Source organism: Psychrobacter sp. PSP, from assembly GCF_024085615.1.
In the GTDB taxonomy this organism is placed as follows: domain Bacteria; phylum Pseudomonadota; class Gammaproteobacteria; order Pseudomonadales; family Moraxellaceae; genus Psychrobacter; species Psychrobacter pacificensis.
The window spans coordinates 160,826-173,149 of the sequence record NZ_JABLTF010000021.1 but is presented as its reverse complement, the minus strand read 5'-3'; the positions used below and the strand labels follow the sequence as shown (position 1 = coordinate 173,149).

Annotated in this window: 9 protein-coding genes; 1 reads left to right on the top strand and 8 read right to left on the bottom strand. The window is 44.3% G+C overall.

Features of this window, described 5'->3' with window-relative positions; genetic code table 11:
- Window position 1: 1 nt before the first annotated feature.
- From bamA to rimO, 8 genes are all read right to left on the bottom strand, one after another.
- The gene (gene bamA, locus HL061_RS12540) at window positions 2-2,416 is read right to left on the bottom strand and encodes an outer membrane protein assembly factor BamA (protein WP_252962900.1); all 2,415 of its coding nucleotides are present in this window, start codon (window positions 2,414-2,416) and stop codon (window positions 2-4) included.
- Between the two features lie 262 nt (window positions 2,417-2,678).
- Entirely contained in the window at window positions 2,679-4,055 is a 1,377-nt protein-coding gene (gene rseP, locus HL061_RS12535) for an RIP metalloprotease RseP (protein WP_071003458.1), read from the bottom strand.
- Between the two features lie 147 nt (window positions 4,056-4,202).
- On the bottom strand, window positions 4,203-5,411 hold the full coding sequence (gene ispC, locus HL061_RS12530) for a 1-deoxy-D-xylulose-5-phosphate reductoisomerase (protein ID WP_071003456.1): 1,209 nt from the start codon (window positions 5,409-5,411) through the stop codon (window positions 4,203-4,205).
- Between the two features lie 170 nt (window positions 5,412-5,581).
- Complete coding sequence (locus HL061_RS12525; RefSeq protein ID WP_071003455.1) at window positions 5,582-6,391, bottom strand: phosphatidate cytidylyltransferase; 810 nt, start codon at window positions 6,389-6,391, stop codon at window positions 5,582-5,584.
- A 176-nt stretch (window positions 6,392-6,567) separates the two neighbouring features.
- Window positions 6,568-7,326, bottom strand: a complete 759-nt coding sequence (gene uppS / locus HL061_RS12520; protein ID WP_240365217.1) for a polyprenyl diphosphate synthase — start codon at window positions 7,324-7,326, stop codon at window positions 6,568-6,570.
- A 273-nt stretch (window positions 7,327-7,599) separates the two neighbouring features.
- Complete coding sequence (gene frr, locus HL061_RS12515) at window positions 7,600-8,154, bottom strand: ribosome recycling factor (protein ID WP_075106244.1); 555 nt, start codon at window positions 8,152-8,154, stop codon at window positions 7,600-7,602.
- A gap of 128 nt (window positions 8,155-8,282) precedes the next feature.
- Window positions 8,283-9,008, bottom strand: a complete 726-nt coding sequence (pyrH, locus tag HL061_RS12510) for a UMP kinase (protein WP_071003450.1) — start codon at window positions 9,006-9,008, stop codon at window positions 8,283-8,285.
- Between the two features lie 172 nt (window positions 9,009-9,180).
- Window positions 9,181-10,776 (bottom strand): 30S ribosomal protein S12 methylthiotransferase RimO, encoded by a 1,596-nt coding sequence (gene rimO / locus HL061_RS12505; protein WP_240365218.1) that lies wholly within the window; start codon window positions 10,774-10,776, stop codon window positions 9,181-9,183.
- Between the two features lie 135 nt (window positions 10,777-10,911).
- Here rimO and HL061_RS12500 point away from each other — a divergent pair, with 135 nt between their 5' ends.
- Complete coding sequence (locus HL061_RS12500; RefSeq protein ID WP_240365219.1) at window positions 10,912-12,282, top strand: ATP-binding protein; 1,371 nt, start codon at window positions 10,912-10,914, stop codon at window positions 12,280-12,282.
- Window positions 12,283-12,324 lie beyond the last annotated feature (42 nt).

Here is a 12,324-nt window from a genome sequence, read left to right as displayed (position 1 = left end):
TCTAGAATGTATTACCAATCTGGAACTGGACCTTTTCAGTTTCGTCGCCTTCTTTATCACCAAAAGGTACGGCATAACTGAGTGAAATTGGACCAATTGGTGTATACCATGTCACACCTGCACCTGCACTAAAGCGGAATTCGTTGTCTTGGGTCAATAGTGGTACACCTGTATCCTCACCAGTGCCAGGATTAACGAAGGTACGGTCTTCTTTGTCACTTGTATCGAATACCTGACCACCTTCAGCAAATAGTACTGGACGTACTTGGTCTGCCCAATCGCCTTTAAACGGCATCGGTAAAATCAATTCGGTACCAAAAGTAACTAACGCATTACCACCTACTTTTTCGTCCTTATAACGAACACTATCATTGATGGCATCATTATAGCTTTGCGACTTAGGACCCAATCTTGATGATTTATAACCACGAACCGAACCATAACCACCAGCATAGAAGTTTTCATAGAATGGCAAATCATTACCATAGCCAAGCTTGGTATAACCACGCGCCACCCAATCTTTATAAATCGGATAGTAGATATTGCCGCGATAAACCAGTTTCTGATAACTGGCATCACCAAGACCAATGGTCGCATCGACCGTATGGCTCATGCCTTTATTTGGAAATACAGGGCGATCTAAGGTGCTATAATCCCAGCCCAGTAATAAGTTGTAGGTCTGATAATCATTTTTAAAGCCAGTACGACCTTCGAAATCTCCAGTGAAGTCTTCAACAGTACCGCCATCATCGATGATTTCTTGTGCGTTTGATATGCCGAGGAAACGACCACCACGTACTGTCGTGTTGTCGACATTTAGACCAGCACTGACACGCTTGGTTTCATCAACAGGATAGCTGTAGTTCAGCGTGGCACCATAAGCGTCGGTGACATATTTACTAACGTTTCTGTCGTCGTATTTGGTTTCGCGATAATAAGCACTCACCCCTTGTGAGACGCCATTTTCTGTAAAGTATGGATCGGTATATCCTAAGCTATACGAATCACGTGTCTCTGAACGTGATAGTGCGGCTTTAACGCGGTTACCAGTGCCCATAAAGTTATTTTGGGTCAAATCCAACTGAAAAGTAACACCGCCGCTCTGCGAGTAACCTGCTGCAATCGTTGAACTACCAGAAGGTTGCTCTTCTACTGTATAGTTGACATCTACTTGATCTGGCTGATTGGGTACTGGTTTTACATCAACGTTAACAGCTTTAAAGAAACCGGTACGCATAAGACGTGTACGTGAAAGCTGGATTTTTTCGCTAGAGGCAAGAGAGCCTTCTAACTGACGCATCTCACGGCGCAATACTTCATCTTGAGTTTTTAGATTGCCTGTGAAGTTGATACGGCGAACATAAATAGGACGTGCAGGATCGATATAATAATCCACGTCAACCATTTTGGTGTCGTCATTAATGCGTGGTACGGGTCTAACTTGAGCTAAATAATACCCTTCGTTACCATAGCGTCTTTTGAGCGCAGCTGTGGTGTCATCCAGTTTGGCCTGTGAATATTTTTCATTAGGCGCAAAAGTAACCAACTCTTTTAGTTCGTCGTTATCAAAAGTAGGCTTACCTAAGAAATTGACGTCACCAAACTGATACTGCTCACCTTCACTCAAACTGACTTCGATGAACACACTACGTTTATCTTCACTGATATTCAGTACGGCGTTATCTACTGCGAAACGCACATAACCATCGTTTTGATACAATGCTTTTAAATTGTCTAAACTGGCGGCCAGTTTTTCTTGTGCATATCGATCAGATTTTGATAGCAAGCGTGTCCATGATGATTCTTTTACGGCAAACACATCTTTGATGTCTTCATCACTAAAGTGTTTGTTGCCAATCACATTGATATCAACAACTTTAGCAGGCTTACCTTCGATGAAGCGCACATCAAGCTTGACGCGGTTACCATCAAGTACCGTCTGATCTACTTCAATATTACTGTTGTAGTAACCTTGGCTGATATACTGCTGTTGCAGCTCATTAGCAACGCCTTGCAGGGTCGATTGCTTCAGTACATTACCGACAGACAGTCCAGCATTCCCAAGGCCTTGCTCAAGCCCTTCTTTAGGAATGAGCTTATTACCTTCAAAATTCACTTCAGCAATGGTTGGACGTTCAATAACATCAAACCTTAGATTGCCACCTTCGACACGGCTTTGAATATCAGCAAAGTTTTCAGTGGCGTATAGTGCCTTGATACTGGCCGCCAAGCTACTGTCATTGACCGTGTCTCCTACCGTGATGGGTAGAACCGGATAGAGGCTATCAGGGGTTAGGCGTTGCAAGCCATTGAAACCGATGTCAGTCACTACAAATTCTGCAGCCTGTACCGGCATACTCATCATCGCTACAACTAACGGCAACCCAGCCGCGCTCATAAATAAAGGCGTACGCATAAACACTATCCGTCAATAAAAAACTTGCTAAAGTTAAGGTAAAAAGCATATGTTGTCCAGCCCATTTGCACAAAGTCGCAACTCCATGCATGGCTAACTCAGAACACTTTATATAAAAAGAATCACAAAATAAACTAAAAATTACGATTAGTACAGAGGCGATGACACAAAGTATCTTGCGTATAATAGCAACAATCAAAGCGTAAGAGCCATTAAACCATTAGTATATCGTGCTTTATTGATTATATTACTCATTAACCGATCAAAACAGCCGACTGATGTCATTACCAATTGCTAACACCATGAAACTTGCCAGTAAGAGTAAACCGATATTTAACCCCACCATTTGCACCCTTTCAGAGAGCGGCTTACCGCGAATCAGTTCGATGAAATGATAAACGATATGACCACCATCCAATACTGGAATCGGTAAAAGATTCAACACAGCAAGACTCAGGCTAATCAATGCAGCCGTCGATAATACCATCTGCCAACTGATATCAAAGCTTTGCTTGGCGACTTTGGCAATGGTAATCGGACCTGACAAGTTATCCAGACCAATCATACCTGAGAGCATTTTTCCCATCGAGCTTACCGTCATCACGGCGAGTTGCTCAGTCTTCTCGAACGACTTGACCAATGACTCGCCAGGGCCATAAACCACGGTGGTTTTGTAAGCATCAGGAATAACAATCTCAGTCTGATCAACCATGGCGCCAATTTGACCGTAATTATTACCCAAGTTGTCTTTTTTACCTTGCGGCATAATTTGCAATTGCACCGTTTTGTCATCACGCAATACGGTAAAATCAAGTAACACCTCGGGATTATCACGAATAATACGCGTGGCGCTAATCCAATCGTCAATGTTTTGATTATTGATGGCGGTAATACGATCGCCCACCTGTAGACCTTGACGGCTAGCCGCACCATCAGCCGCCAATTCACCGACAATCGGGGCAATCTGTGGCTGCCACGGTAACATACCAAAGCTGGTTAGCGCGTCTTTACCTTGTGCATCACCTTGCATAAATTGTGTGACTGGTGCTTGATAGGTTTTGATCGACTGATTGGGTTGAGCATCTGACTGTAGTGTAATACTCACATTGTCTGTCTCACCCATCCGTCCTGCAAGGCGATAATTGATACCTTCCCACGTCTGTACATCGTGCCCATCAATCGCAACAATCTTATCACCGACAGGTAACTGCGCCATCGCAGCTGGGGTATCTGGCAGCACTTGCCCAATTTTGGTAGCCAATTGCTCAGACGGCGTCATAAACAACACCCAAAAGAGCGCAATAGCAATGATGAAATTCATGATAGGCCCAGCGGCGACAATCGCAATCTTCTTGAGCGGATGCTGATAATTAAACGCAAGATGCTGTTCATCTTTTGCGACATTGCCTTCACGCTCATCAAGCATTTTGACATAGCCGCCCAGTGGCAATGCTGAGATACGATAATCGATGCCACTTTTTTTGCTGGTCCAACCAAATAGTTTAGGGCCAAAACCGATAGAGTATGTTAATACTTTGACGCCGCACATCCGTGCCACGATATAGTGCCCCCACTCATGTAAGGCAATGAGTGGACCTAAGACAAATATTGCCGCAAGAAGCGTTAATAAAAACGTCATGATCTTTTCTCAGTATTGTTGCTTAGCATCTTTTATCAACATCAACATCAACATCAACATCAACATCAACATCAACATCTTCACTGATATCGTTTATTAGTACCATTTTTTAACCAAGAGGCTATTTATGGCTAATGATTGCTACGATTATGCCAATTTTGCCACAAGCTTATCAGTAAGGTGACGCGCTATTTTGTCAATGGCCAATATATCTTCTATGTCAGCCGTTTCGTTTAATGGTGGCAACTGTATATCGTTTAAGGCACGCTCATTGATATCAGCAATGTCAGTTAAACGAATTTGTCCATCCAAAAACGCCGCCACTGCAATTTCATTGGCTGCATTTAGTACAATAGTCGCCTGCGTACCTGCTTGCATTGCTTGACGAGCAAGGCGTAGACAGGCAAATTTTTGCAGATCAGGCTCAATGAGCTCCAAACCACTAAGTGCATATAAATCTAATGGCTGTGAGCCACTATCAATACGGCTCGGGTAACTGAGCGCATGAGCAATCGGCGTTTTCATATCTGGGCTGCCTAATTGCGCCAAAAAACTGCCATCACTATATTCTACCATTGAGTGAATGATACTTTGTGGATGAATGACCACATTTATCTTATTTTCAGGCAGATCAAACAAATGACAAGCCTCGATCAACTCAAGCCCTTTATTCATCATTGTGGCTGAGTCGACAGATATCTTCTGGCCCATTGACCAGTTAGGGTGCTTGACTGCCTCTGCAACAGTTGCTTGCTGCATCTGTTCAAAAGACTGCTGCAAAAATGGGCCACCTGAAGCCGTCAACCACAGTTTGCGTACACCATGATTTGGCTGATGAATTTGGGTGTTGTCTTGCTGAATAGCGAGTGGTAAGCACTGGAAAATAGCATTGTGCTCAGAGTCGAGGGGTAACAACGTAGCATTATGTGTTTTGACCGCATTGATCATGACCTGCCCTGCCATCACCAGCGCTTCTTTATTGGCGAGCAAAATACGCTTACCTGCGCGTGCTGCGGCTAAGGTAGAAGGCAGTCCTGCTGCGCCTACGATGGCAGCAACAACCGTATCTGTTTGGGTATCGGTTGCAATATCTATCAGACCAGCCTCGCCCCCGACCACCTCAATATCAAGCCCTGCCACACTAAGCCGCGCAGCAAAATCATCCACTGCCGATAGAGGTACGCTCACACGTTTTGGTAAAAACTGCTGACAAAGTCCAAATAGCTTATCTAAACGGTGGTAGCCTGACAATGCGTAAACTTCATAATGTTGCGGTTGCGCCGCTAATATTGCTAACGTGCTATCGCCAATCGAGCCTGTCGCGCCTAGTACGGCAATGCGTTGCGTCATAACCATTAATGCCTATGATATTTAGTATTTAGAGAAGGAGAAAAGAATAAATGAGGGTTGAACAGTATAAAAGGCAATAAAGCTATATAGCAATAAATAAGACCGTTGTAAAAGACTAGCCAAAACGGTCACTTCGCTTACTTATCACATCATAAAATCAGCTAAGTGACTTTGTCTTATACCACAATCAAACCTAGCTGCTGTATCGCCCAAAAGCCAAGTGCAAATATCGGAGTTGCAGATAGCAATGAATCAATACGATCAAGTACACCACCATGCCCTGGTAAGATGGTACCAGAGTCTTTGACATCAGCACGGCGCTTGAGCATTGATTCAAAAAGATCACCAAGCACAGAAGCCAGAATCGTTAGCGCCGATAGTGCCACAAAGGCGACTAGCGATGCGCCCGTCAGTTGTAGCTTAAACACACTGATCGCAACGACTACCAGTAGACCTGTAATCAAACCACCGGCCAATCCTTCCATACTCTTATTTGGTGAGACATTGGGTGCCATTTTTCGGCGGCCAAGCTTACGACCAACAAAATAAGCACCGCTATCAGCACACCAGACCAATAAAAACACATAAAGTAGCCACCATGCTGATAGCTGCCAGAGGTAAAAAATCGCAGTAATGGAGGCTGTCAAAATAACCACACCCAACAACGCTAGATGTTTTCCGTACCATTTTGTCTGTGTTGGGAATGCACGTACCCAAGACAATGCCATCAGCCATATGACAAGCGAGGCCGTCCACCAGAATAACCAAGTCACCTTCAACATAAGCGATACGACAGTTATCACTAAAACTAATAGCACAAAGACAATAGGTTGACGCCACTTCGGCATCAACTTCGCCCACTCATGAGCTGCGATAATGACGCCAACGGCTAAAAGCGGTGCGAATAAAATAGGGGTTTGGCTCGCAAACATTGCAATACCAACGATAATAACGAGAACTATTGCCGTTCTAATTCGTTGCCACATACTTATCGAGCCTTATAATAATGAAGAAGGTACAGTCAAAAAAAATGCATTATAACAGTTGATAGACCTGTGCCCATTAATAGCATTGACCCTCATTAAAACGGTTTATCATCTCGTAAGCAAGCGGTATTAGCGACCTAGAGAATACTGTCTGAATTTTTATGGCTACTATTGCATCAGCGACTATGCTGCTCTATCCCTACCTGCTCGCTGGTTTTACCAAAACGGCGTTGACGCTGTGCAAACTCAGCCATCATCGAAGCCAGCTCTTCTGGAACAAAATCTGGCCATAAAGTTGGCGTGAAAAACAACTCTGCATAGGCCGCTTGCCATAATAAAAAATTCGATATTCGATAATCACCACCGGTACGAACCAGCATGTCTACTGCTGGAGCGTCTGCCAGTTGTACTTGCTCACCGAGCATTTCTGCACTAATATCTTCAGCCCTCAACTCACCTGCCTGCACTTGTTGTGCCAGCTGTTTTGCTGCATGAGCAATATCCCATTGTCCACCGTAGCTAATCGCAATGACTAATGTCATGGCATCAAAGCTTGCAGTTTCTGCTTCGGCATCCGCCATTAACGCTTGTAATTTTTCACTAAGCTGACTGCGATCACCGATAAAACGTAAGCGAATACAGTATTTTTTCATACGCGGCATTTGCTCATCAATGGTCGATGCCAACAACTGCATTAATAGTGCAACTTCACTAGGTGGTCGCTGCCAATTTTCGCTAGAGAAAGCAAAAACAGTCAGTACTTCAATACCGGTCTCGACACAATATTCTACGATAGGGTCTAAAGCAGTTTTACCAGCTATGTGACCTTGACCTTTACCCAGGTTATTGGCTTTGCCATATCTGTTATTACCATCCATGATAATAGCGATATGACGAGGAAGAATGTTAGGAGCCGTAACGGCTGAAGTGGACATAGGCAAACTTGCTTATTGTTAAGGTAAAATAATAATAACGTGTGCAGTGGCGATTAAAAGCGCCATGTAAATAATTCACAAATTTATCATAATTTAGCGATCAAAATTTTTATAGCTTACAATATATTTGAGAAATATCAGTAAACTGCACTCACATTAATAAATCATATTATCCATGTCATAATAAACAGCCAATAACTACAAGGTATTGGCTGCTAAATTACAGATAATCTACCGAATTGATTCTTGCTATAAATACCAAATGGATCAGTATTAAACTTCCATCAAATCGCTTTCTTTTTTGCTGAGGCGGCTATCGATAGTTTCAATGTACTTGTCAGTGATTTTTTGGATGTCATCGTTAGCACGGCGCTCATCATCTTCTGAGATTTCTTTCTCTTTTGCTAGATCTTTGATGTCATTCATCATATCACGGCGAATATTACGGATAGACACACGGCTGCTCTCTGCTTCTCCGCGAGCAAGTTTTTGCATATCGCGTCGGGTGTCTTCGGTCAACGCTGGCATGGGCACACGAATCACATCCGCTGTCATTGGGTTTAGGCCCAAATCTGCTTCGCGAATGGCTTTGTCTACTGCTTGTACCATCGTACGGTCAAACGGTTGAACCAATAACGTACGTGAGTCTTCAACGTTCACGCTGGCGACTTGGTTTAGGGGGGTTGGTGCACCGTAGTAGCTGACCATCACGCCTGACAACATACCTGGGTGTGCACGTCCAGTGCGAACTTTACTGAAAGTGCTCTCAAGCGCTTCCAACGTTTTTTGCATGCGTGCTTCGCCGTCTTGCTTAATCTCTTTAATCATTGTGTGTCCTTATTTATCGCTATCGACAAATTTTTTATTTGCTATTGGGATATTTGTTATTAGCTACTTTTTGTTATTAGCCACTCTCTGAAGTGACCGATCAACGCTACATCAATTCAGGGAATTAATTAATGAAAAACGCGTGTGCCTTCGTTTTCACCCATGATGACATTTAGCAATGCATTAGGTTTGGTCATATCAAACACTTGTAGCGGTACGTTATGCTCGCGGCATAGCGCGATAGCCGTCAAATCCATCACGCCAAGTTTCTGCTCTAACACTTCATCAAAGGTGAGCCCGTCGTATTTTTTGGCATCAGTATGGAGGCTTGGGTCTTTGTCATAAACGCCATCAACCTTAGTCGCTTTCAAAATCAAGCCGGCTTCAATCTCGATACCACGCAAACAAGCAGCCGTATCAGTGGTGAAGAATGGGTTGCCTGTTCCAGCAACAAAGATACACACTTCACCATTTTTGAGATAGCGAATCGCATTACGACTGCTATAGCTTTCGGTGACCTCACCAATTGGCAATGCAGACATCAAACGCGTTTTGATATTACGACGCTCAAGCGCATCACGCATCGCCAGACCATTCATGACAGTGGCTAGCATACCCATCTGATCACCCGTCACACGGCCAACCAAACCTTCTTTTTGTAATTGTGCGCCGCGATATAAGTTGCCACCGCCAACCACGATACCAACCTGAACACCTAGTCCACGCAAATGAGCGATAGACAGGCTCATTTTATCGAGCACTTCGGTATCAATACCCATGTCTTTGCTACCAGCCAAGGCTTCACCAGAGAGTTTTAGCAAGATACGGGCGTAACGCGGGTTTTTGTCAGACATGAGGTCACCTTATTATCATGAAATTATAAAGAAAATTATGGGTAAAACACAAATCAGGTTTGCCCGTAACGCTGCACTTAAAGACAAGCGTATTAAACAGGCTAAATTGCGCTAATTGTAGCAAAAACTGCCCGCTATTGGGCAATTTTCACTCGTATATCTTGTCGAACACTTAACCTTGATAACTGGCAAATAGATCATATTCGCTGGCATCATCAATCGTCACGGTCAGGAACTGCCCAACTTTGACTTGAGCAGTAATGTCATCAACATAGACATGCCCGTCAATTTCAGGCGCATCAGCATAACTGCGGCAAATAGCGATATTCTCATCACTATCAATCTCATCAACCAATACCATTAAGGTTTTGCCGACTTTTTCTTGTAGTTTTTGCGCTGAGATCTCTTGTTGCAGCGCCATCAAACGCTCGTAGCGAGATTGCTTGACGTCTTCAGGCACATGGCTTGGCAAATCATTGGCGACAGCACCTTCTACTTCTGAATACGTAAATGCCCCCACGCGGTCAAGTCGCGCCTCGACCAGCCAATCAAGCAAGCACTGAAAATCTTCTTCAGTCTCGCCTGGGAAGCCAACTACGAAAGTTGAGCGAATCACGATATCAGGGCAGATATCACGCCATGCTTTGATACGAGCCAAGGTATTTTCGCTGTGCGCAGGGCGTTTCATTGCTTTTAGAATACGATGACTGGCATGCTGAAACGGAATATCGAGATAAGGCAGCAGTTTCTTTTCGCCCATCAGCTCGACGACTTTGTCTACATGTGGGTATGGATAAACATAATGCAGACGCACCCAAATGCCTAGATCATTCAAGGCTTGGCATAAATCATAAAACTTAGACTTGAGCGGCATGCCATTCCAAAAGCTGGTCTTATATTTGAGGTCCAGCCCATAGGCTGAGGTGTCTTGCGAGATGATAAGCAACTCTTTCACGCCCGCTTTTTTGAGCGCCATGGCTTCGTTCATGACATTATCAATCGGGCGCGACACGAGATCACCGCGCAAACTTGGGATAATACAGAACGTACAGCGGTGGTTACAGCCTTCTGAGATTTTTAGATACGCATAATGACTGGGCGTCAGTTTGACCCCCGCTTCATTGATCAAGTCTATTTTTGGGTCGTAATTGGCATCCAAGCTGCGATTTGGCTTTGGCACGTGCTGTGCAACGGCTGTAATCACTTCATCATAGGCATGCGCGCCTGTCACTGCGAGTACAGCGGGATGCATCTCACGGATTTTTTCCGCTTCTTTGCCCAGACAGCCTGTGACAATTACTTTGCCGTTTTGACTAATGGCCTCGCCAATCGCATCAAGCGACTCTTGCACCGCTGACTCAATAAAACCGCAGGTGTTGACCACGACCAAATCTGCACCGTCATAGTCGCTTGCAACTTGATAGCCATCACGGCTCAGCTCAGTGATGATACGCTCACTATCCACCAAGGCCTTGGGGCAACCTAGTGACACAAACCCAATTTTTGGCGCTGCACTCACTGGCATCGTGGCAGTTGCATTAGCCGTCGAGGCTGAAGTAGCGTGGCTGCTTTGAGTAATGCTGCGGTTTTGATTGTGGTTGGCTTTATGATGATAAGGCTGGTCAGTATGTGTTTGACTGACATCTGTCTGACTCTGCTCTTGCGGTATTGATGGCTTTGCAGGATTAAAGATAGTGGCAGTGTCTTTTACGGCTGACGTAGGGGCTGTCGTTGTCGTGTTCACTGACTCGGTAGAAGTTTTGGACATGGCTGACCTTGCTAGAGATAAATTGGCTGAGCGCATTGTACGTTTTTTTTGCAAAAATCACCAGTTTTGCCGCTCTATAGTCTTGATTTATGGTTAAATATTGATTCAAATATCCTATTTTTCTGGGCAATATCCATGACTGCTGATTTTATCACCACCAAAACCAACCCTGATTTAGCATTCGTATCACAGCATCTATTCACCGCTATTTTGTGGGTCAATGATCAGTTATCGATAACCCGTTTAAATGCTCAAGCGGAGCAATTACTGGCTATTAGTAGTGGGAGGTTAATTAACCAGTCTATCTTGACGCTATTGGCACCCGATGAATTAAAACTAAAAGAAAATGCTTCTATCGACAATGTCAGTGATGATAGTGAAAACAAACCTCTGGATGAACCCCTCTACTCTTTGACAGAGCGGTTCAATCAAGCACAAAACTACCAACAGCCTTTTATTGACCATGATCATGTCATCCAAACGCCTTTGAATGGCAACTTAATACTCTCAGTCGATTATAGCGTGACGCCTGTTATCTACGAGCAGCAGTCGTATTTTATTATCGAGATGTGGGGCAAAGACCGCCAAAGTCGCATCTCAGAGGAGCAGCGCCAGCAGCAGCAATATGCGGTTGCTCGTCACATGCTACGGTCGGTCGCGCATGAAATCAAAAACCCACTTGCGGGCATTCGGGGTGCAGCGCAGTTATTACAGCGACAGTTTATTAAATTCAGTGATGCGAATACGACGGCGGCTAACAGTCACTCTAACGCGCTCAGCATCTCACAGGACACTAGCGCTGGCACAAACGATGATTTACATAAGATGAATCAAAAACTGCGCAACTATACCGATATTATCATCTCAGAAACTGACCGTTTGACACATCTGATTGCTCAACTGCTTGGCTCAAATCAGCTGCCAAACTGGCAAACGCTGAATGTCCATGAACCACTAGAGCATGTTTTGACCTTGGTAGTCAGTCAATACCCACAAGTGACGATACAGAGGGATTATGATTTGTCATTGCCTGAGTTGTGTGCTGACAAAGACCAATTGATTCAGGTATTTTTAAATATTATGAATAATGCGTGTGAGTCTATGACTGAGTTTGAGCAAACGCTACAGCAGAACAAGCTCTCTGCGTCTAAGGAGTTACCATTAACCGATGTGCAGACCGATAGAGAGACTGCTTATCAGCCAACCTTGCACATTCAAACGCGCGTTGCCTTTCAGCATACGATTGTTGGGCAGCAGCACAAGCAAGTGCTGCAAATCACTATCACTGACAATGGTTCGGGCATTGATCCGGCACTTATCGGACAAATATTTTTTCCGATGGTGACCAGCCGTGCAGCAGGTACTGGCCTTGGCTTATCTATCGTACAAGATATTATCAGCCATCATCATGGTATGATTGATGTGAGCTCTACAGAGGAGGCGAACGGCAAGCAAACACGCTTTACACTATATCTGCCTTTTACCCAGCCCGTCACTGAATCATAGAACACATGGCGGCATAAAACTGCTAAATTGTAAGACATCCAA

Bases quoted from the DNA above. Each gene is read 5' to 3' on its own strand.
- HL061_RS12500 (WP_240365219.1), top strand. From the start codon at position 10,912: ATGACTGCTGATTTTATCACCACCAAAACCAACCCTGATTTAGCATTC.
- bamA (WP_252962900.1), bottom strand. From the start codon at position 2,416: ATGCGTACGCCTTTATTTATGAGCGCGGCTGGGTTGCCGTTAGTTGTA.
- frr (WP_075106244.1), bottom strand. From the start codon at position 8,154: ATGATTAAAGAGATTAAGCAAGACGGCGAAGCACGCATGCAAAAAACG.
- uppS (WP_240365217.1), bottom strand. From the start codon at position 7,326: ATGTCCACTTCAGCCGTTACGGCTCCTAACATTCTTCCTCGTCATATC.
- HL061_RS12525 (WP_071003455.1), bottom strand. From the start codon at position 6,391: ATGTGGCAACGAATTAGAACGGCAATAGTTCTCGTTATTATCGTTGGT.
- pyrH (WP_071003450.1), bottom strand. From the start codon at position 9,008: ATGTCTGACAAAAACCCGCGTTACGCCCGTATCTTGCTAAAACTCTCT.
- rseP (WP_071003458.1), bottom strand. From the start codon at position 4,055: ATGACGTTTTTATTAACGCTTCTTGCGGCAATATTTGTCTTAGGTCCA.
- ispC (WP_071003456.1), bottom strand. From the start codon at position 5,411: ATGGTTATGACGCAACGCATTGCCGTACTAGGCGCGACAGGCTCGATT.
- rimO (WP_240365218.1), bottom strand. From the start codon at position 10,776: ATGTCCAAAACTTCTACCGAGTCAGTGAACACGACAACGACAGCCCCT.